This window comes from Mycobacterium sp. SMC-18 (genome assembly GCF_045310895.1).
Classification (GTDB): Bacteria; Actinomycetota; Actinomycetes; order Mycobacteriales; family Mycobacteriaceae; genus Mycobacterium.
In genome coordinates, this window is record NZ_JBJIAL010000021.1 from 30657 (window position 1) to 51824 (window position 21168).

Annotated in this window: 16 protein-coding genes and 1 pseudogene; all 17 read left to right on the top strand. The window is 68.0% G+C overall.

Annotation, left to right across the window (positions count from 1 at the left end; genetic code table 11):
- Positions 1–5 precede the first annotated feature (5 nt).
- The 17 genes and pseudogenes from ACJH6J_RS18665 (at position 6) to ACJH6J_RS18745 (ending at position 21127) form a co-directional block, all read left to right on the top strand.
- Positions 6–1208 (top strand): FAD/NAD(P)-binding oxidoreductase, encoded by a 1203-nt coding sequence (locus ACJH6J_RS18665; RefSeq protein WP_346414373.1) that lies wholly within the window; start codon positions 6–8, stop codon positions 1206–1208.
- A gap of 34 nt (positions 1209–1242) precedes the next feature.
- Positions 1243–1605: a thioredoxin gene (gene trxA / locus ACJH6J_RS18670; protein WP_212812322.1), complete on the top strand. Its 363-nt coding sequence runs from the start codon at positions 1243–1245 to the stop codon at positions 1603–1605.
- 67 nt (positions 1606–1672) lie between these two features.
- The gene (locus ACJH6J_RS18675; protein ID WP_212812321.1) at positions 1673–2452 is read left to right on the top strand and encodes a sulfite exporter TauE/SafE family protein; all 780 of its coding nucleotides are present in this window, start codon (positions 1673–1675) and stop codon (positions 2450–2452) included.
- Between the two features lie 95 nt (positions 2453–2547).
- A complete protein-coding gene (locus ACJH6J_RS18680; RefSeq protein WP_020102196.1) occupies positions 2548–2700 on the top strand; it encodes a hypothetical protein in 153 nt (50 codons plus the stop codon).
- 351 nt (positions 2701–3051) lie between these two features.
- A complete protein-coding gene (locus tag ACJH6J_RS18685; protein ID WP_212812320.1) occupies positions 3052–5007 on the top strand; it encodes a 2-oxoacid:acceptor oxidoreductase subunit alpha in 1956 nt (651 codons plus the stop codon).
- Positions 5004–6086 carry a 2-oxoacid:ferredoxin oxidoreductase subunit beta gene (locus tag ACJH6J_RS18690; protein ID WP_212812319.1) on the top strand — a complete coding sequence of 361 codons (1083 nt, stop codon included), beginning with the start codon at positions 5004–5006 and terminating at the stop codon, positions 6084–6086. The genes ACJH6J_RS18685 and ACJH6J_RS18690 overlap by 4 nt, the downstream gene beginning before the upstream one ends.
- Positions 6087–6093: 7 nt before the next feature.
- Entirely contained in the window at positions 6094–6672 is a 579-nt protein-coding gene (gene mobA, locus ACJH6J_RS18695) for a molybdenum cofactor guanylyltransferase (protein WP_212812318.1), read from the top strand.
- A gap of 965 nt (positions 6673–7637) precedes the next feature.
- Positions 7638–7859 (top strand): annotated as a pseudogene (locus ACJH6J_RS18700) (transglycosylase family protein); the annotation flags it as partial.
- Positions 7860–8002: 143 nt separating this feature from the next.
- Positions 8003–8815 (top strand): alpha/beta fold hydrolase, encoded by an 813-nt coding sequence (locus ACJH6J_RS18705; protein ID WP_212812316.1) that lies wholly within the window; start codon positions 8003–8005, stop codon positions 8813–8815.
- A gap of 40 nt (positions 8816–8855) precedes the next feature.
- Positions 8856–10835 (top strand): alpha/beta fold hydrolase, encoded by a 1980-nt coding sequence (locus tag ACJH6J_RS18710; RefSeq protein ID WP_212812315.1) that lies wholly within the window; start codon positions 8856–8858, stop codon positions 10833–10835.
- 9 nt (positions 10836–10844) lie between these two features.
- Positions 10845–12104, top strand: coding sequence for a trans-acting enoyl reductase family protein (locus ACJH6J_RS18715; protein ID WP_346414375.1), 1260 nt, complete (start codon positions 10845–10847; stop codon positions 12102–12104).
- Between the two features lie 98 nt (positions 12105–12202).
- Positions 12203–12835, top strand: coding sequence for a DUF937 domain-containing protein (locus ACJH6J_RS18720; protein ID WP_212812313.1), 633 nt, complete (start codon positions 12203–12205; stop codon positions 12833–12835).
- A gap of 52 nt (positions 12836–12887) precedes the next feature.
- Complete coding sequence (locus ACJH6J_RS18725; RefSeq protein ID WP_212812312.1) at positions 12888–15557, top strand: valine--tRNA ligase; 2670 nt, start codon at positions 12888–12890, stop codon at positions 15555–15557.
- The gene (locus ACJH6J_RS18730; RefSeq protein ID WP_406775709.1) at positions 15554–16990 is read left to right on the top strand and encodes a bifunctional folylpolyglutamate synthase/dihydrofolate synthase; all 1437 of its coding nucleotides are present in this window, start codon (positions 15554–15556) and stop codon (positions 16988–16990) included. The genes ACJH6J_RS18725 and ACJH6J_RS18730 overlap by 4 nt, the downstream gene beginning before the upstream one ends.
- On the top strand, positions 16987–17361 hold the full coding sequence (locus ACJH6J_RS18735; RefSeq protein ID WP_212812310.1) for a DUF4233 domain-containing protein: 375 nt from the start codon (positions 16987–16989) through the stop codon (positions 17359–17361). Before ACJH6J_RS18730 ends, ACJH6J_RS18735 begins: the two co-directional genes overlap by 4 nt.
- A 49-nt stretch (positions 17362–17410) precedes the next feature.
- Positions 17411–17821 carry a nucleoside-diphosphate kinase gene (ndk, locus tag ACJH6J_RS18740; protein WP_406775710.1) on the top strand — a complete coding sequence of 137 codons (411 nt, stop codon included), beginning with the start codon at positions 17411–17413 and terminating at the stop codon, positions 17819–17821.
- A gap of 315 nt (positions 17822–18136) precedes the next feature.
- A complete protein-coding gene (locus ACJH6J_RS18745; RefSeq protein ID WP_406804354.1) occupies positions 18137–21127 on the top strand; it encodes an Rne/Rng family ribonuclease in 2991 nt (996 codons plus the stop codon).
- Positions 21128–21168 lie beyond the last annotated feature (41 nt).

Here is a 21168-nt window from a genome sequence, read left to right on the forward strand (position 1 = left end):
CAGCTATGACCATCACTGCCAAACACCAGATCGTGATCGTTGGCGGCGGCACCGCCGGCATCACGGTCGCGGCCCGGCTGCGGCGTAAGGGCTACACCGGCGTCGCGGTCATCGAACCCTCGGACAAGCATTACTACCAACCGCTGTGGACCCTTGTCGGCGGCGGACAAGCCCGGGCTGCCGCCACCGAACGCGCCGAGTCCTCGGTGATGCCCAAGGGAGTGACGTGGATCCGGAAGGCCGCGAGCGCTTTTGATCCCGATGCCAACACGGTCACCTGTACCGACGGCACCACCTACGAGTACGACGCGCTCGTCGTCTGTCCAGGCATCCAACTCGATTGGGATCGCACCGAGGGACTGGCGGAGACCCTGGGACGTGACGGAGTCTCCTCGAACTATCGCTTCGACCTCGCACCCCGGACCTGGGATTTCATCCGGAACCTGCGTTCGGGCACCGCGGTGTTCACCATGCCTTCCGGAGCCATCAAGTGCGCCGGCGCTCCGCAGAAGATCGCGTATCTGGCCTCCGACTACTGGCGGTCACAGGGCGTGCTCAAGGACATTGACGTCCACCTGGTCATGCCGGGCGCGCGGCCGTTCGGGATTCCCGCGATCGCGGACAGTCTCGACAAGGTGATCGCCGACTACGACATCACCCTGCACACCAACTCCGAGGTGACCCTGGTCGACGCGGCGTCGCACAAGGTCGGCGTCACCAGTGTGGGGGAGGGCGGAACCGACGCCATGCTGCCGTACGACGTCCTGCACGCCGTGCCGCGGCAGTCCGCACCGGACTGGATCAAACGCAGCGCGCTGTCGACGGGTGACGCCATGGGCTACGTCGACATCGACAAGCACACCATGCAGCACGTGCGGTACCCCAACGTCTTCAGCCTCGGTGACGCCGGTTCGTCGCCGAACTCGAAGACCGGCGCCGCGATCCGCAAGCAGGCCCCGGTGGTGGTCGAGAACATCGACTCCTTCTTGACCGGCCGTCCGCTGGGGGCGTCGTACGACGGCTACTCGTCGTGCCCGATCGTCACGTCGTCGGACGCGATGCTGCTCGCCGAATTCGACTACGACTTCAACCTGAAGCCGTCGTTCCCGCTGCTCGATCCGGTCATCCCGCACCGGGCGTACTGGTACCTGAAGAAGTACGGACTGCCGTTCATGTACTGGAATCTGATGTTGAAAGGCCTTGCTTAGCAAGGTAATTGCTCGACCATGAAAGGAATTCGTCATGACCACCAAAACCCTGACCGCCGCCGACTTCGAGGCGACCATCACCGGCAATCCCATTGTTCTCATCGATTTCTGGGCGTCGTGGTGCGGTCCGTGTCGTGCATTCGCTCCGGTTTTCGACCGATCGGCGCAGTCGCACCCTGATGTGGTGCACGCCAAGGTCGACACCGAAGCGCAGCAGCAGCTTGCCGCGGCGCTCGAAATCCAGGCGGTCCCAACGATCATGGCGTTCCGCGACGGCATCCTCGTGTACCGCCAGCCCGGTGCGATGCCGGCCGCGGCGCTCGAGGATCTGATCACCCGGGTCAAGGCGCTCGACATGGCCGATGTGCGTGCCCAGATCGCAGCCAAGACGCACTGACCGAGATGTCGTCGCGCGCATGCGCGCGACGCGTCCCGCCGTTTCCGTTTGAGGAGAGTGACGTTCCGTGAATATCGTTCTCGCCCTTGGCCTGGGCGCCGTCATCGGCGTCCTGCTCGGCCTGCTCGGCGGCGGAGGTTCCATTCTGGCGGTACCGGCGTTGGTCTATGTGCTGGGGCTCGGCATCGAGCAGGCGATTCCGATGTCGCTATTGGTCGTCGGCATCGCCTCGGCGGTGGGCGCGCTGCCGAAGATTCGGGCCGGCCACGTCCAATGGCGGTTGGCCGCAGTCTTCTCGGCGGCCGGTATCCCGGCGACCTTCATCGGCAGCGCCATCGGCCGCCACCTGCCGCAGCCGGTGCTCCTCGTCGGCTTCGCCGCGGTCATGGTGCTCGCCGGAATCCGGATGCTGCAGGACAACGGCGGCACCGGTACCGCCTGCAGAGTCGGTGATTCCGGCATCGACTGGCGCCGCTGTGCCTCCAGATCGATTCCTGCGGGTTTCCTCGTCGGGCTGCTCACCGGACTCTTCGGCGTCGGCGGCGGCTTTCTGATCATTCCGGCGCTCGTGTTGATGCTCGGGGTGGAGATGCCCATCGCGATCGGTACCTCGCTGCTCATCATCGTCGCGAACTCGTTGGCGGGCCTGCTGTCCCACCTCAGCGGCACCAGCATCGATTGGACGGTCACCGCGGCGTTCGTCGGTACCGCGATCGTCGGTTCGCTGGTCGCCGGCCACCTGGGCACCCGGCTCGACACCGGGCGACTGCAGCGCTGGTTCGCCTACCTGGTCTTCGCGATCGCCGCGTATGTGCTCATGGACACCGTCGCCGTGAGCTTCTTGTGACGTGACCAGCGGTGTCCGCAAATCTTCACCGGACCGACATGTCGGCGTCCCGTCGCGTGACGTGCGCGGTTGCCCAGCTTCTGGACAATGGCCGTATGGATACCGATACCGGACGTGGTACGCCGGGTCGCCGCGCCTGGGCCGACCCGCTGGCGTTGGGGTTCCAGGCACACCGGCAGCTGATGTTGCTCCGCCTGCGGTGGCACGGCCGCCGTCTGGACACCCGTCCAGACGGGCAACCGGACTGACGCCTAATCGCTTGTGCCGCCGGATGTTTCCGATGCGGCCGAGTGCTAGCGCGGACCGCTACCGATCGGTAACCGCGTTCTTAGGAATTCCACCTGCCGGAACGTGATGAAAGCCACATTTTGACAGGTGTCAAGCGGCCGCAATCGATTTGACGTGCGCATTTGTGGGGCCGCCACACCGCCTGCAATGGCGCGTCCTGGCGAGTGCACCCTAAGAGAAGTGCAATAATCGGTACTAGCAGTGACATCAAAATTTTGGCGGGCGCCGGGCTGGCGATCGTGAGCACCGTTCTGCGGCGTCTCCGAAACAGTGCGACGGACGGTCGAAACAGAGTGTGAAAGGCAGGCGTCGTGGGTCTCAACGACGACGACAACGGCACCGGCGCCGGGAGTGGCGCAGCCTCGCGGCAGAAGCTCGAGAAGGTCGTCATCCGCTTCGCCGGTGACTCCGGCGACGGTATGCAGCTGACCGGTGACCGGTTCACTTCGGAAGCCGCGCTCTTCGGCAATGACCTTGCGACGCAGCCGAATTACCCCGCCGAGATCCGCGCACCACAGGGCACTCTGCCCGGTGTGTCGTCGTTCCAGATCCAGATCGCGGATTACGACATCCTCACCGCCGGTGACCGTCCCGACGTGCTGGTCGCCATGAACCCGGCCGCACTCAAGGCCAACGTCGCCGACCTGCCGCGCGGCGGCATGATCATCGCCAACTCCGACGAGTTCACCAAGCGCAACCTGGCCAAGGTCGGGTACGAGGAGAACCCGCTCGAGAACGACGAGCTGTCCGAGTTCGTCGTCATCCCGGTGGCGATGACCACGCTGACCCTGGCCGCCGTCGAGGCCATCGGCGCGACCAAGAAGGACGGTCAGCGCGCCAAGAACATGTTCGGGCTCGGCCTGCTGTCCTGGATGTACGGCCGCGAGCTGGAGCACAGCGAGGCCTTCATCCGTGAGAAGTTCGCCCGTAAGCCCGAGATCGCCGAGGCCAACGTGCTGGCGCTCAAGGCCGGCTGGAACTACGGCGAGACCACCGAGGCCTTCGGCACCACCTACGAGGTGGCCCCGGCCAAGCTCAAGTCCGGTGAATACCGCCAGATCTCCGGCAACACGGCCATGGCGTACGGCATCGTCGCCGCCGGTCAGCTGGGTGACATCCAGGTGGTGCTCGGCACCTACCCGATCACCCCGGCCAGCGACATCCTGCACGAGCTGTCCAAGCACAAGAACTTCAATGTCCTGACCTTCCAGGCCGAGGACGAGATCGCCGGTATCGGCGCGGCCATCGGTGCCTCGTACGGCGGCGCGCTCGGCGTGACCAGCACGTCGGGCCCCGGTGTCTCGCTGAAGTCGGAGGCCATCGGCCTCGCGGTGATGACCGAGCTGCCGCTCATCGTCATCGACGTGCAGCGCGGTGGCCCGTCCACCGGTCTGCCGACCAAGACCGAACAGGCCGACCTGCTGCAGGCGCTGTACGGCCGCAACGGCGAATCGCCCGTCGCGGTGCTGGCGCCCGCCTCCCCGTCGGACTGCTTCGACGTCGCGGTCGAGGCCGCGCGGATCGCCATCACCTACCACACGCCGGTGATCATCCTGTCCGACGGCGCCATCGCCAACGGTTCGGAGCCGTGGCGGATCCCGGACATCGCCGGCTACCCGGCCATCGAGCACACGTTCGCCAAGGCGGGCGAGCCGTTCCAGCCGTACGCGCGTGACCCCGAGACGCTGGGCCGCCAGTTCGCCATCCCCGGTACCGCGGGTCTGGAGCACCGCATCGGTGGTCTCGAGGCGGCCAACGGCTCGGGCAACATCTCCTACGAGCCCAAGAACCACGACCTCATGGTCCGGTTGCGCCAGCTCAAGATCGACGGCATCAAGGTGCCCGACCTCGAGGTCGACGACCCGAGCGGCGAAGCCGAGCTGCTGATGCTCGGTTGGGGCAGCTCGTACGGCCCGATTGGCGAAGCCTGCCGCCGCGCCCGGCGCAACGGCGTCAAGGTTGCCCACGCGCAGCTGCGCCACCTCAATCCGTTCCCGGCGAACCTCGAAGAGGTGCTGCGTAGGTACGACAAGGTCGTCGTGCCGGAGATGAACCTCGGCCAGCTGGCGCTCCTGCTGCGCGGCAAGTACCTGGTCGACGTCCAGTCGGTGACCAAGGTCGAGGGCATGGCGTTCCTGGCCGACGAGGTCGAGGGCATCATCAGCGCGGCGCTGGACGGATCGCTGCGCGAGAAGGAAACTGACAAGGCCAAGTTCGCACGGCTGGCAGCCGCCACCGTGGAAACCGGTGTGGGAGCAAACGCATGACGGATCTGATCGGTGCTGATCTGGGCCTGACCGAAGCCCTCAGCAAGACTGCCCTGGTTCCGACCACGGACCAGCCGCAGAAGGGCAAGGACTTCACCAGCGACCAGGAGGTGCGCTGGTGCCCGGGTTGCGGTGACTACGTCATCCTCAACACCATCCGCAACTTCCTGCCGGAGCTGGGCCTGCGCCGCGAGAACATCGCGTTCGTCAGCGGCATCGGCTGCTCGAGCCGGTTCCCGTATTACCTGGAGACCTACGGCTTCCACTCGATCCACGGTCGTGCCCCGACCATCGCCACCGGTCTGGCGCTGGCGCGCCCGGACCTGTCGGTGTGGGTCGTCACCGGTGACGGTGACTCGCTGTCGATCGGTGGTAACCACCTGATCCACGCGCTGCGCCGCAACATCAACATCACGATCCTGCTGTTCAACAACCGGATCTACGGTCTGACCAAGGGTCAGTACTCGCCGACCTCCGAGGTCGGCAAGGTCACCAAGTCGACCCCGATGGGCTCGCTGGATCAGCCGTTCAACCCGGTGTCGCTGGCCCTGGGTGCCGAGGCGACGTTCGTCGGCCGCGCGCTGGACTCCGACCGCAAGGGTCTGACCGAGGTGCTCAAGGCCGCGGCCCAGCACCGCGGTGCCGCCATCGTCGAGATCCTGCAGGACTGCCCGATCTTCAACGACGGTTCGTTCGACGCGCTGCGCAAGGAAGGCGCCGAGGAGCGCCTGATCAACCTGCAGCACGGCCAGCCGATCACCTTCGGCGCGGAGAACGAGTACTGCGTGACCAAGTCCGGCTACGGACTGGAGATCGGCAAGACCGCCGACGTCGATCCGTCGGACATCGTGGTGCACAACGCTCACCTCGACGACCCGGCGTACGCCTTCGCGCTGTCGCGCCTGTCGGAGCAGAACCTCGAGCACACCGTGATGGGCATCTTCCGTCAGGTGAACCGCCCGACCTACGACGACGAAGCGCGGGCTCAGATCGCCTCTGCGCGGGAATCCAAGGCGCACGACACCGCCGCTCTGCAATCCTTGCTGCGTGGCAAGGACACCTGGACCGTCGAAGAGTAACGACACCTTGAACGAAGACGCCCCGCTGGCCGCAGTTGTACTGGCCGGCGGGGCGTCTCGTCGTATGGGGCGCGACAAGGCCACCGTGCGGTTCCGCGGGCCGGCGGGGGAGATCACGTTCGTCGAGCAGACGGTGGCGACGCTGCGGTCCCGCTGCCAGGCGGTGTTCGTCATCGCCGCCCGCGGCCAGGCGCTGCCTGACCTGGACGCGGAAGTGCTGCGCGACGCGACCCCGGGGGTCGGACCGCTGCTGGCCACCGCCCGTGGTTTGCGCGCCGCGGCCGACGCCGGATACCCGCGCGCGTTCGTATGTGCCGTCGACATGCCGTATCTGACGGCCGAGCTGATCGACGAGCTCGCCGAACACGCGGCCCGGGTGGACGCCGACGTGGTGCTGCCCTGGGACGGGCGGGACCACTACCTGGCGGGCATCTACCGGACCGCACTGGCCACTCGGGCCGACGAGCTGGTGGCCCACGGGCGGCGCAGCATGCGGGCCCTGGTCGACACCTCCGACACCCAGCGCGTGGTGATGGACCGGCAGCGGGCACTGGTCAACGTCAACAGCCCGGACGATTTCGTCTGACCCACAGCAAAGGTCCATCGCCCGGCTGTGAATCCCTGAATTCCTCGCTGTTCCACGAATTCGAATAACTGCGATTTCCGCGCTCTGCGCCCAATTCGGAAATTCATCGTCGCAATTCCGAACAATTCGTCGCCTGGGGCATTCGCGAATTCGAAACCTGTTGCAGTGCAACAGGTTTAGTTGTTCACCAGCGTAGGTGGTCGGTTAACGCTGCTCGAACAGTGCGCATCGGACGCATGAAAAGTGCTGATTGGCGGCGGTGTCGAGCGGCCCTAGCGAGTCCCGCCGGGTTTGACGCGTCCGTCGGCAGCGAACTGCGGCGCCGGCGCAACTGGATTTCACCGGGCGACACGCCGGATGTTTAGCGGCGGCGCTGCCGAAATGTGCCGCTGACCTGCGACGACTGTGACTCGTGTGAATTGAATTCTGTGTGCCACGCCACAATTTCATGGTGACCTCTATCACGAAATGTTGCCGAACCGTGATTTGTTAGGGGTGCTTTATATATCGCGTGACCTGCTTATGTTCCTCTCAGGTTCGGCTGTGATCTGCTTGTTATCTGGCTGGGACCGGTTCGACATTGCCGCGCGAATTCTTGCTACGGTCCTCGTGCTGCTCCAAGAGAGCAAACAACTGAAAAACCATGAACCTGCGTGTGAGCGGGATCGCGGTGGGACCAGAGCAGATGGCCTGTTGCCCGTGGCGTCCGCCGGCCTCGAGCCCGGACCGATCAAACCGCCCCCGCTGTCGTGTCCGACCGAGACGACACGATTCAGCCCCCTAACGCCTGCCCGGCAGGCAGCAGTTCGCACCGCCTATGCGCGGGCGATGTTTGGCGCGCGCTCGGCGAGAGGAACAACGTGAAGAACATCCGCACAACGCTTGGACTGGTTGCCGTTGCTGGGGCAGTTGCTGTGGCCCCGATGGTCATCGGAACCGGTACCGCGAATGCGGACGGCGGCCACAACTGGGACGCCGTTGCAGCCTGTGAGTCTGGTGGCAACTGGTCCATCAACACCGGCAACGGTTACTACGGCGGGCTGCAGTTCAACCTCGGCACCTGGCGTGCCAACGGTGGTTCGGGCATGCCCCACACCGCCAGCAAGGACGAGCAGATTCGAGTCGCCGAGAACGTCGCCGCCCGTCAGGGCATGGGCGCTTGGCCGGTCTGCGGCCGTCGGGGCTGATTCCCGAAGGCTCAGGGCGCCACAACCGCGCCGACGAGACAAGCAGAGGGCGCCGGACCACAAGGTCCGGCGCCCTTTGTCGTCGTCACCGCCGTTGCCCCGGCGTCCACGGATGATCCGTCACTTGATGAAACTATGGGGACATGGCGACGCATGACATCGCGACCGGCCTCGGCACCCTGCAGGTCCACGTCAGCGGCTCCGGTGCCCCGATTCTCCTGATGCCGAGCCTGCTGACCGATCACACGCTGTACGACGCTCAGGTGGCGCACCTCTCCGCCCGATACACCACGATCGCGGTCGACCCGCCGGGGCAGGGGCGCAGCGAACCGCTGCGCAGCGCCTTCACCTTCGCGGACAGCGCCAGGGCGTACATCGACGTCCTGGACGCGCTGGGGCTGCCGTGGGCGCACCTCGTCGGCAATTCGTGGGGCGCCATGATCGGCGGCACGATGTCGGCGACGTTCCCCGACCGGGTCGGGTGTGCGGTCCTGCTCAACGGCACGGCGTCCGAGGGGCCTCGCTGGGACCGTCTGCAGCTCGCGCTCGCGGCCCGGATGACCCGGCTGGCCGCGCGCCCACTCTTCGTGCGGTCGACGGTCGTGCCGCGCTTCCTCGGGAAGACGACGCGGCGGCGGCGGCCGGATCTGGTCGCCGGGCTGGTGACGATGATCAAGCGCAACGATGCCCGGTCCGCCAGCTTCGCGGTGGAGAGCATCGTGGTCAGGCGTCCCGACCAGCACGCGCTGTTCGGCCACATCGCCGTCCCGACACTGGTGGTGGCCGGTCGCGAGGACGCGAGCTTCCCCGTCGCCGAGGTGCGCCGGATGGCCGAGGCGATTCCGGGCTCGGAGTTGGTGGTCCTGGATCGGATCGGCCACCTGGCCGCCTATGAGGCGCCCGACACCGTCAATGCCCTCATCGACGACTTCCTCGACCGCCACCCCAGGCAATGATCGCGCGAGGCGGCGCCCCGTCATGTGCTAACAACGGAGCATGGCCCTGACACCGTTCGACGACCTGGATACGTACTTCTCACTGCCCCGGGTGTCCGGGCTCGCGGTCTCACCCGACGGCCGTCGCGTCGTCACGATGATCAGCGAGCTGAACGCCAAGGGCACCGAATTCGTCACCGCGGCTTGGGAACTCGACCCCGACGGTCAGCGCGAGGCGCGCCGGCTGACGTACGGAGCCAAGGGGGAGTCCCAGCCGGCCTTCACCGCGGCCGGTGACCTGCTGTTCGTCGCGGCCCGTCCCACCGACACCGACGACGACCCGCCGGCGGCGCTGTGGCAACTGCCCGCCAACGGCGGTGAGGCACAACGACTTCTGGAGCTGGCGGGCGGCGTCACGGGCGTGCACGCCGCCCGCGCGGCCGACGTCGTCGTGGTGACGGCGCCGATGCTCCCGTCGGCCGGCACGCCCGAGGACGACAAGCGGCTGCGCACCCTCCGCAAGGACAAGAAGGTGTCGGCAATTCTGCACACCGGGTACCCGGTGCGGCACTGGGACCACGACCTGGGTCCCGATCACGCGCACCTGCTCCGCGTCGAATCGGGTGCGGCCCATGACATCACGCTGCAGCCGGGGATGGCATTGAACGAGGCCACCGTGGCGGTCAGTGCGGACGGCAGCTTCGCCGTCGCGTCGTGGCAGGTCCCCGCTGCGGGGGCCGCGCTGCGCAGCGTGCTGGTCCGCATCGACATCGCGACGGGGGAGCGCACCGTGATCGCCGACGACCCGGCTGCCGACCTGGGGCACCCGGCGATCTCGCCCGACGGCACCACCGTCGCGTACCTGCGGGAGACGCTCTCGACACCCGCGCAGGCGCCGCGGATCACGCTGTGCCGCCAGGTCTTCGGTGCCGAGCCGGTGGAGCTCACCGCGCACTGGGACCGCTGGCCGGCATCGGTGACCTGGTCGCACGACGGGTCGAACCTGCTGGTCACCGCGGACGACAACGGCCGGGCGCCGATCTTCGCCGTCGACCCGTCGAGAGGCGTCGTTACCCAGCTGACGCACGACGACTTCGCGTACGGCGAGGTGCGGCCCGTCGCCGGCGGTGCGCTGTATGCCCTGCGCAGCAGCTACCTGACGCCGCCGCATCCGGTCCGCGTAGACGCCGACGGATCCGTCACCGTGCTGCCGGGCGTCGAATTTCCCGAACTGCCAGGCGAATTGGTCGAGCTGACGGCGACCGCGGACGACGGCACGCCCGTTCGTTCCTGGCTGACACTGCCGGCCGGCGACGCGCCCGCGCCACTGCTGTTGTGGGTGCACGGCGGGCCGCTGGGCAGCTGGAACACCTGGCACTGGCGGTGGAATCCCTGGCTGCTCACCGCGCTCGGCTACGCGGTGCTGATGCCGGACCCGGCGCTGTCCACCGGCTACGGTCAGGACTTCATCCAACGTGGCTGGGGCGCTTGGGGTTTCGCGCCGTATACCGACCTGATGGCGGCCGTCGACGCGGCATGCGCGCACCCGCGCATCGACGCCGGCCGGATCGCCGCCATGGGCGGCTCGTTCGGTGGCTACATGGCCAACTGGATCGCCGGGCACACCGACCGGTTCGCCGCCATCGTCACGCACGCCAGCCTGTGGGCGCTCGATCAGTTCGGGCCGACGACCGACGGCGCCTACTGGTGGGCCCGTGAGATGACACCCGAGATGGCCGAACGCAATTCGCCGCACCGCCATGTCGAGAACATCAGGACGCCGATGCTGGTGATCCACGGCGACAAGGACTATCGCGTCCCGATCGGCGAAGGACTGCGGTTGTGGAACGACCTGGTGACCCGGTCGGGGCTACCGGCCGACGACACCGGTGAAACTGTGCACCGCTACCTCTATTACCCGTCCGAAGGTCATTGGATCGCCGCGCCGCAGCACGCCAAGATCTGGTACCAGGTGGTGACGGCATTCCTGTCCGAGCACGTGCGCAAAGAACACGTCGACCTGCCGGAGACCCTCGGTTAGGTTGGCAGCATGACCGCACCGCAGCGCGAATTCGACATCGTCCTCTATGGCGCCACCGGCTTCGTCGGGAAGTTGACCGCCCAATACCTGGCCGAGAACGGAGGGCAGGCGCGGATAGCGCTGGCGGGCCGGTCGATGGACAAACTGGCCGCGGTCCGCGACTCGCTCGGCGCGGCCGGGCAGAACTGGGGCCTGATCCAGGCCGATGCCGCGTCGCAGCACACCCTGGATGCCATGGCCGAGCGGACCCAGGTGGTCGCCACCACGGTCGGGCCGTACCTCAAATACGGCCTGCCGCTCGTGGCAGCGTGTGCCGCCGCCGGCACCGACTACGCCGACCTGACCGGCGAGAGCCTCTTCATCCGCGAGAGCATCGACCTGTTCCACAAGCAGGCCGCCGACACCGGTGCGCGCATCGTGCACTCGTGCGGATTCGATTCCATCCCTTCGGATCTCACCGTCTACGCGCTGTACAAGGCCGCCGCGGCGGACGGCGCCGGCGAGCTCACCGACACCGACTACGTGCTCCGCGGATTCTCCGGCGGGGTATCCGGCGGCACCGTCGCCTCGATGCTCGAGCTGTTCACGCGGACGTCCGGTGACGAGGAACTGCGCCGGACCATGATGGACCCGTACACGCTGACGACCGATCGCGGTGCGGAGCCCGACCTCGGCCACCAGACCGACACCCCGTGGCGCCGGGGCCGCGACATCGCCCCCGAACTCGCCGGCACGTGGACCGGTGCCTTCGTCATGGCGGTGGCCAACACCCGCATCGTGCGGCGCAGCAACGCACTGCTGGGCTGGGAGTACGGGCGCCGCTTGCGGTACTCGGAGCACATGAGCCTGGGGTCGTCGCCCATCGCGCCGGTGGCCTCGGCGCTGGGTACCGCGGCCAACGCGGCCGTCATGAACCTCGGCAGCCGCTTCTTCAACAAGCTGCCCCGCGGCCTGATCGACCGTGTCGTGCCGAAGCCCGGGACCGGCCCCAGCGAGCAGGCGCGGGACAAGGGCTACTACCGCGTCGAGACCTACACCCGCACCACCAGCGGCGCCCGGTACCGCTCGGTCATGGCGCAGCAGGGTGACCCGGGCTACAAGGCGACCGCGGTGCTGCTGGGCGAGAGCGGGCTGGCGCTGGCCCTCGACCGCGACCGGCTGTCGGATCTGAAGGGCGTGCTGACGCCGGCCGCGGCGATGGGCGATGTGTTGATGACGCGGCTGCCGGCCGCCGGCGTCACGTTCGAAACCGAGGCGCTGGGGCGCTGATTCGCGCAGCAAGCGCCGAAGTGCTGTGCCTCGCCGCCGACCCGGCTAGTGTCGGCGGCGAGGCGCTTCACACACATCGGTGACGAGGGGAACATGCCATGGCTGGTCTTGACGAACTGCTCAATCAGATTCCGACACAAGAGATTGCGGCCAAGCTCGGCGCTGATGAAGGGGAGGTGAACAGCGCCGTACAACAGCTGGTGCCGTTGCTGCTCGGCGGTGTACAGCAGACCGCGCAGGACCACCCCGACACCGCGGCCGGCCTCGAAAGCGAAGCCGCCGATCACGCGGCGAGCGGGCTGCTCGACGGTGGCGTGACGGTCGACCAGGTCAACCAGGACCAGGGCGCCGACGCCGTCGCGAAGATCTTCGGCGGCAACGACAGCGGCCAGGTGGCGTCGGCGCTGGCCGGCGGTGGCGCGGGTAACAGTGAGCTGATCCAGAAGCTGCTGCCGATCCTGGCGCCCATCGTGCTGGCCTACATCGGCAAGCAGCTCACCGGCGGCGGCGCAGCGTCCACGCCCGCGGCGTCCGGTGGCGGTGGTCTCGGCGACGTGCTGGGCAACATCCTCGGCGGCGCGCTGGGCGGTAACAACGCCGGCGGCAATACGAGCTCCGGTGACAACCCGCTCGGCAGCATCCTGGGCAGCGTCCTCGGCGGTGGCGGCAACCAGGGCGCCGGCGGCGTGCTCGGCAGCGTCCTGGGCGGGCTGTTCGGCAACAAGAAGTAGGCCCCGAGGGGCAGTTTTACGTCCGGTCACCGGGTTTACCTAGAATTGGCCGGTGACTGCCAGCGATACGCCTGATCCCACGACCGTGAACGCGGCCGATGCCCTGCCCAAAACGTGGGATCCGAGCGCGGTAGAAGCTGACATGTACCAGGGCTGGGTCGACGCCGGGTACTTCACCGCCGACCCGACCAGCGACAAGCCGCCGTACTCCATCGTGCTGCCGCCGCCGAATGTCACCGGCAGCCTGCACATGGGCCACGCGCTCGACCACACCCTGATGGACGCGCTCACCCGGCGGAAGCGCATGCAGGGTTACGAGGTGCTGTGGCTGCCCGGCATGGACCACGCCGGTATCGCCACGCAGACCCTGGTCGAGAAGCAGCTCGCCGCCGACGGCAAGACCAAAGAGGACTTCGGCCGCGAGGGCTTCGTCGAGAAGGTCTGGGAGTGGAAGCGCGAGTCCGGCGGCACCATCGGCGGCCAGATGCGCCGCCTGGGCGACGGCGTCGACTGGAGCCGGGACCGCTTCACCATGGACGAGGGCCTGTCGCGCGCCGTCCGCACCATTTTCAAGCGGCTGTTCGACGCCGGCCTGATCTACCGCGCCGAGCGGCTGGTGAACTGGTCGCCGGTGCTGGAGACCGCGATCTCCGACCTCGAGGTGAAGTACGACGACGTCGAGGGCGAGTTGGTCTCGTTCCGCTACGGCTCGATGAACGACGCCGAGCCGCACCTGGTCGTGGCCACCACGCGACTGGAGACGATGCTCGGTGACACCGCCATCGCGGTGCATCCCGACGACGAGCGCTACCGCGCACTGGTCGGCAAGACCCTGCCGCACCCCTTCCTGGACCGCGACATCATCATCGTGGCCGACGAGCACGTCGACCCCGAATTCGGTACGGGCGCAGTCAAAGTCACGCCGGCCCACGATCCGAACGACTTCGAGATCGGACTGCGGCACAACCTGGCGATGCCGACCATCATGGACACCAAGGGCGCCATCGCCGGTACCGGAACCGAATTCGACGGCATGGATCGGTTCGAGGCCCGCGTCAAGGTGCGCGAGAAGCTGGCCGCCGAGGGGCGGATCGTTGCCGAGAAGCGGCCGTACCTGCACAGCGTCGGGCACTCGGAGCGCAGCGGCGAGGCCATCGAGCCGCGGCTGTCGATGCAGTGGTGGGTCAAGGTCGAATCGCTGGCCAAGGCCGCCGGTGACGCAGTCCGGAACGGCGACACCGTGATTCACCCGACCAGCCTGGAGCCCCGCTGGTTCGCCTGGGTCGACGACATGCACGACTGGTGCATCTCCCGTCAGCTCTGGTGGGGACACCGCATCCCGATCTGGCACGGCCCGGACGGCGAGACCGTGTGCGTCGGCCCCGACGAGGAGCCGCCGGCCGGCTGGGAGCAGGACCCCGACGTGCTCGACACGTGGTTCTCCTCGGCGCTCTGGCCGTTCTCGACCATGGGCTGGCCCGACAAGACGCCGGAGCTCGAGAAGTTCTATCCGACAACGGTTCTGGTCACGGGCTACGACATCCTGTTCTTCTGGGTGGCCCGCATGATGATGTTCGGCACCTTCGTCGCCGACGATCCGGTGCTGGGCGGCGCGAAGGTGCCGTTCGAGAACGTCTTCCTGCACGGGCTGATCCGCGATCAGTTCGGGCAGAAGATGAGCAAGTCCAAGGGCAATGGCATCGACCCGCTGGACTGGGTCGAGACGTTCGGCGCCGATGCGCTGCGCTTCACCCTGGCCCGCGGTGCCAGCCCCGGTGGCGACCTGTCGATCGGTGAGGACCACGCCCGCGCGTCCCGCAACTTCGCGACCAAGCTGTTCAACGCAACGCGTTTCGCGATGATGAACGGTGCGGCGCCGGCTCCGCTGCCGGAAGCCGCTGAGCTCACCGACGCCGACCGCTGGATTCTGGGCCGTCTCGAAGAGGTCCGGGCCGAGGTGGACAACACGCTCGAGCGCTACGAATTCAGCCGGGCCTGCGAGGCGCTGTACCACTTCGCGTGGGACGAGTTCTGTGACTGGTACCTCGAGCTCGCGAAAGCCCAACTGTTCGAAGGTGGTTCGCGCGCCGAGCACACCAAGGCGGTCCTGGCCGCGGTGCTCGACGTGCTGCTCAAGCTGCTGCACCCGGTGATGCCGTTCGTCACCGAGGCGCTGTGGAAGTCGCTGACCGGTGGCGAGTCGCTGGTCATCGCGGAATGGCCGCAGGCCTCCGGTGTCGCGCTCGATCAGGATTCCGCGCAGCGGATCACCGACATGCAGAAGCTCATCACCGAGGTTCGCCGGTTCCGTAGTGACCAGGGCCTCAACGACCGGCAGAAGGTGCCCGCCCGCCTGGTGGGCATCAGCGAGGCCGACCTGGATGCCCAGGTGGCCGCGGTGACCTCCCTGGCCTGGCTGACCGAGCCGGCCGACGGCTTCAATCCCTCGGCGGCGGTGGAGGTCCGGCTGTCCAAGGGCACCGTCGTCGTCGAGGTGGACACCTCGGGCACCGTCGACGTCGCCGCCGAGCGGCGCCGGCTGGAGAAGGACCTGGCCGCCGCGCAGAAGGAACTCGCCCAGACCGCAGGCAAATTGGGTAACGAGGCGTTCCTCGCGAAGGCGCCGGAGGATGTGGTCGCCAAGATCCGGGCCCGCCAGCAGCTCGCCCAGGAAGAGGTCGACCGGATCAACACCCGGCTGGCCGGCCTGCCGTCCGCATGAGCACCCCCACACCCGACGAGATCGCCGAACTGCTGCAGGTCGAGTACCTGCTCGACCAGCGGTGGCCGGAGACCAAGATCGAGCCGAGCACCGTCCGGATCGAGGCACTGCTGGAGATGCTCGGTTCGCCGCAGCGCGGCTACCCGAGCATCCATGTGGCCGGCACCAACGGCAAGACCTCGGTCACCCGGATGATCGACGCGCTGCTGACGGCGTTCTCGCGGCGCACCGGCCGGACGACGAGCCCGCACCTGCAGGCCGCCACCGAACGCATCGCGATCGACGAAAAGCCCATCAGCCCAGCGCAATACGTCGCCACGTACACCGAGATCGAGCCGTTCGTCGAGATCGTCGACCGGCAGTCGGAAGCGGGTGAGCTGGGTGAGCCCGGCCCCAAGATGAGCAAGTTCGAGGTGCTCACCGCCATGGCGTTCGCCGCGTTCGCCGACGCACCCGTGGACGTCGCGGTCATCGAAACCGGCCTGGGCGGACGGTGGGATGCCACCAACGTCGTCGACGCGCCGGTCGCCGTCATCACGCCGATCGGCCTGGACCACACCGATTATCTCGGCGACACCATCGCCGCGATCGCGGGGGAGAAGGCCGGCATCATCGCCCGCCAGCAGCCCGACCTGGTGCCCGCCGGCACCGATCCCAGCACTGTCGCGGTGATCGCCCGCCAGGTCCCCGAGGCCATGGAAGTGCTGATGGCGCAGGCGGTTACGGCCGACGCCGCCGTGGCCCGTGAGGACTCCGAGTTCGCCGTGCGCGCCCGGCAGGTCGCCGTCGGTGGGCAGCTGCTGGAACTGCAGGGCCTCGGCGGTGTCTACACCGACATCTTCCTGCCGCTGCACGGCGAGCATCAGGCGCACAACGCCGTCCTGGCGCTGGCCGCTGTCGAGGCGTTCTTCGGCGCCGGTGCCGACCGTCAGCTCGACGTCGACACCGTCCGTCAGGGCTTCGCGTCGGTGACCACCCCCGGTCGCCTGGAGCGGATGCGCAGCGCCCCAACGGTGTTCATCGACGCCGCGCACAACCCGGCCGGCGCCGCGGCGCTCGCCGACGCGCTGCAGACCGAGTTCGAGTTCCGGTTCCTGGTCGGCGTCATCTCGGTGATGGCCGACAAGGACGTCACCGGCATCCTGGCCGCGCTCGAGCCGGCGTTCGACCTGGTGGTGGTGACGCACAACGGGTCGCCGCGCGCCATGGACACCGAGACGCTGGCGTCCCTGGCCGAGGAGACCTTCGGCCCCGAACGCGTCGTCACCGCACCGAACCTGCCCGACGCGATCGAGGCGGCGACGGCGCTGGTGGAGCAGTCGGGCAACGACTACGGCTCGTCCGACGGGTTCTCCGGCGCGGGCATGGTGATCACCGGTTCGGTCGTGACGGCCGGCGCGGCCCGCACCCTGTTCGGAAAGGACCCGGCATGACCGCCCCGAACCAGCCCGACCCCTGGAAGAGCTTCCGCGGCGTGATGGCCGGCACCCTGATCCTGGAAGTCATCGTGGTGCTGCTGGCGCTGCCGGTGGTGTCGGTGTTCCACGGTGGCCTGACGCCGCTCAGCAGCGGCTACCTCATCGGCATGGCGGTCGTGCTGGGCCTGTTGTCGGGCATGCAGGGCCGGTCGTGGGCGCTCTGGGTCAACATCGGGATGCAGTTCGTGCTGATCCTCGGCGCGTTCATCGACGTCACCATCGGCATCGTCGGCATCATCTTCCTGCTCGTCTGGGTCCTGATCGCGTACCTGCGGTCCGAGGTCAAGCGCCGCCAGGATCGCGGCCTGCTGCCCGGTCAGCAGTGAGCTGCGCCCGAATCGCTCGATTCGGTTACTGACTAGTACGCTGTCCGCCGTGACTGAGCAGACCCTTGTTTTGATCAAGCCCGACGGCGTCAAGCGCAACCTGATCGGCGAAATCATCAGCCGGATCGAGCGCAAGGGCCTGACCTTCGCTGCACTGGAGCTGAAGACCGTCAGCGTGGAGCTGGCGACCAAGCACTACGCCGAGCACGAGGGCAAGCCTTTCTTCGGTGACCTGCTGGAATTCATCACCTCCGGCCCGGTGGTGGCCGCCATCGTCGAGGGCCCGCGGGCCGTCGCCGCCTTCCGGCAGATCGCCGGCGGCACCGACCCGGTGGAGAAGGCCGCGACCGGCACCATCCGTGGTGACCTGGCCCTGATCACCCAGGACAACCTGGTGCACGGCTCGGATTCCCCGGAGTCCGCGGCCCGTGAAATCGCCCTGTGGTTTCCCGCTAACTGACACTGTGGTCCGCCGGTAGCTGAGCTACCGGCGGCACCTCGTCGGAGATTGGCCGACGATGTGGGATACTGGCCTACGGGTGACCTGCTTCATACCAGGAGCGGACGCCCGGATGAAGACTTAGACGACGCGACCACCCGGAGTAATCCGGGTGCGGCGCCGACCGTCCAGCCATCATTCAGCCAGGCACCGAGGGCTCCCCGTGGGCCGCTAGGTGCGAGACCACAACAATCTCGGGAGAAGTTCCCCGAGCCAATACAAGAAGCCCTCGCGTGGCCGCGTCGCACGACGCGCCCGGGGGCTTGAGGAGAATACGTGGCCGACGATGCCCAACTTGAAGCCCGATCCGAAGACGCCAGCAGCGCAGCGGAGCCGATAGAGCTCCCCGAGCGCCTGCGGATTTTCTCGCTCGCCCGGATCCTCGGGACGACCAGCAAGAAGATCACCGAGACCCTCGCCGGGGTCGACGGTAGGCCCCGCAACCCGGCGTCCACGGTGACGCGCGCCGAGGCCGAGCGGGTCCGTGACCTGCTGGGACTCGGTGGCGAGGCGACGCAGGACCCCGCACCGGCCGCGACCGTCGAGCCGGCGGCCGAAGTGCTGGTCGAGGTCGTCAGCGAAAGCACCGAAGTGACCGCCGAGGTCGCCGTCGAAGCCGTCGACGTCGCCGAAGCCGCCGTCGAGATCGCCCGCGAGGCGGCCGATGCCGGTGCCGCGGAGCCCGACGAAGACGAGCCCGAGTCCCGCCTGCTGCTCGAGACGGTCCCGGCGCCCGCTGCCGAGCCCGCCGACTACCTGCCGCTGTTCGTGGCGCCGCAGCCCGTGACATTCCGGCCGCCCGCCGAGCCCGACGACTTCGCCGACGACGACACCGCCGACGATGCGGCCGACGCCGCCGACGAGGGTGGCGAGGACGGCACCGACGAAGACGGCGAGCGGCCCGCCAACCGGCGCCGCCGTCGTGGCCGCCGTGGTCGTGGCCGCGGCCGGGGAGAACAGAGCAGCGACGACGCGACCGACGGTGACGCCGAAGGCGAGACGCAGGACGCGTCGGCCGAGGGTGACGAGGACGCCGACAGCGAGGCCGACGATGACGCCGGTGACGACGACGCCAACGCGACCGACGGTGCCAGCCGTCGTCGCCGTCGCCGTCGCCGCCGCAAGTCCGGCGCTGCCGGTGGTGACGACGCCGATGGCGAGGCCGGTTCGCCGGACGATCCGCCCAACACCGTCGTCCACGAGCGCGCGCCGCGGGCGAAGTCGGACAACAACGAAATCCAGGGCATCACGGGGTCGACCCGGCTCGAGGCAAAGCGTCAGCGCCGTCGTGACGGCCGGGACGCGGGCCGGCGCCGGCCGCCGATCCTGAGCGAGGCCGAGTTCCTGGCCCGCCGCGAAGCCGTCGAGCGCGTGATGGTGGTGCGCGACAAGATCCGCACCGAGCCGCCGCACGAAGGTGCCCGCTACACCCAGATCGCCGTGCTGGAAGACGGCGTGGTGGTCGAGCACTTCGTGACGTCCGCCGCGTCGGCCAGCCTGGTCGGCAACATCTACCTCGGCATCGTGCAGAACGTGCTGCCCTCGATGGAGGCGGCGTTCGTCGACATCGGCCGGGGCCGCAACGGTGTGCTCTACGCCGGCGAGGTCAACTGGGAGGCTGCCGGCCTCGGCGGCAACAACCGCAAGATCGAGCAGGCGCTCAAGCCCGGCGACTACGTCGTCGTCCAGGTCAGCAAGGACCCGGTCGGGCACAAGGGCGCGCGCCTCACCACGCAGATTTCGCTGGCCGGGCGCTACCTGGTGTACGTGCCGGGGGCGTCGTCGACCGGCATCAGCCGCAAGCTGCCGGACACCGAGCGCCAGCGCCTGAAGGAAATCCTCAAGGAGGTCGTGCCCGCCGACGCCGGTGTGATCATCCGCACCGCGTCCGAGGGCGTGAAGGAAGAGGACATCCGCGCGGACGTCAACCGGTTGCAGGAACGCTGGACCGAGATCGAGACGACGGCTGCGGAGACCAAGGCCAAGGCCGCCGGCGCCGCCGTGGCGCTGTACGAGGAGCCCGACGTCCTGGTCAAGGTCATCCGCGACCTGTTCAACGAGGACTTCTCCAAGCTCGTGGTGTCGGGTGACGAGGCCTGGAACACCATCAACGGCTACGTGAACTCGGTTGCGCCCGAACTGCTTTCGCGCATCTCGCAGTACGAGCCCGCCGGCGGGCCCACGGGTCCGGACGTGTTCTCCGTGTACCGCATCGACGAGCAGCTGGCCAAGGCGATGGACCGCAAGGTCTGGCTGCCCTCGGGTGGCACCCTGGTGATCGACCGCACCGAAGCCATGACCGTCGTCGACGTCAACACCGGCAAGTTCACCGGTTCGGGCGGCAACCTGGAGCAGACGGTCACCCGCAACAACCTCGAAGCGGCCGAGGAGATCGTCCGTCAGCTGCGGCTGCGGGACATCGGCGGCATCATCGTCATCGACTTCATCGACATGGTGCTCGAATCCAACCGCGACCTGGTGCTGCGCCGCCTGACCGAGGCGCTGGCCCGGGACCGGACCCGCCACCAGGTGTCCGAGGTCACCTCCCTCGGACTGGTGCAGCTGACCCGCAAGCGGCTCGGCACCGGCCTGATCGAGGCGTTCTCCACGACGTGTCCGCACTGCGCGGGCCGCGGCATCATGCTGCACGGCGATCCGGTGGACACCGCGTCGGCGAACGGCCGGAAGGCCGAGGCCGCCGGCGGCGCCGGTGGTGGCGGCCGGCGCAGCAAGCGCGCCAAGAAGGCCGCGCCGCGCGTCGAGGAGACGCCGGTGGCCAAGGTGCCGTCGCATCCGCAGGGCGAGCACCCGATGTTCAAGGCCATGGCGGCCGCGAACGGCAAGCACGAGGACGAGCTCGACGACGAGGACGCCACCGAGGACACCGAGGGCCTGGCCGACGAAGCGGCCGACGGCGATGCCATCGAGTCCACCGAGGTGCTGACCGAGCTGGACACCGATGAGGACGTCGAAGAGGACGAGGACTCGGAAGACGATGAGCTCGAAGTCGAGCTCGACGAGGACTTCGAGGACGGCGACGACGACAGCGATGAGCTGGACCTCGACGACGACACCGACGAAGACGACGACTCGGACGAGGACGACTCGGATGAGGACGACGACGAAGACGACGAGGACGACGACGACGACGAGGACGAGGCTGATCAGCCCGCTGAACCGGTCGTCGCCCAGGTTCCCGTCGTCCGGCAGCGGCGCCGCGCTGCGGCCCGTCCCGCCGGTCCGCCGGTCGGAGGTGTCGATGGCTGATGCCGTGAGGGTCCACGCGGTTTGACCCTCGATTAACTGGT

Bases quoted from the DNA above. Each gene is read 5' to 3' on its own strand.
- ACJH6J_RS18665 (WP_346414373.1), top strand. From the start codon at position 6: ATGACCATCACTGCCAAACACCAGATCGTGATCGTTGGCGGCGGCACC.
- trxA (WP_212812322.1), top strand. From the start codon at position 1,243: ATGACCACCAAAACCCTGACCGCCGCCGACTTCGAGGCGACCATCACC.
- ACJH6J_RS18680 (WP_020102196.1), top strand. From the start codon at position 2,548: ATGGATACCGATACCGGACGTGGTACGCCGGGTCGCCGCGCCTGGGCC.
- ACJH6J_RS18690 (WP_212812319.1), top strand. From the start codon at position 5,004: ATGACGGATCTGATCGGTGCTGATCTGGGCCTGACCGAAGCCCTCAGC.
- ACJH6J_RS18705 (WP_212812316.1), top strand. From the start codon at position 8,003: ATGGCGACGCATGACATCGCGACCGGCCTCGGCACCCTGCAGGTCCAC.
- ACJH6J_RS18710 (WP_212812315.1), top strand. From the start codon at position 8,856: ATGGCCCTGACACCGTTCGACGACCTGGATACGTACTTCTCACTGCCC.
- ACJH6J_RS18715 (WP_346414375.1), top strand. From the start codon at position 10,845: ATGACCGCACCGCAGCGCGAATTCGACATCGTCCTCTATGGCGCCACC.
- ACJH6J_RS18720 (WP_212812313.1), top strand. From the start codon at position 12,203: ATGGCTGGTCTTGACGAACTGCTCAATCAGATTCCGACACAAGAGATT.
- ACJH6J_RS18730 (WP_406775709.1), top strand. From the start codon at position 15,554: ATGAGCACCCCCACACCCGACGAGATCGCCGAACTGCTGCAGGTCGAG.
- ACJH6J_RS18735 (WP_212812310.1), top strand. From the start codon at position 16,987: ATGACCGCCCCGAACCAGCCCGACCCCTGGAAGAGCTTCCGCGGCGTG.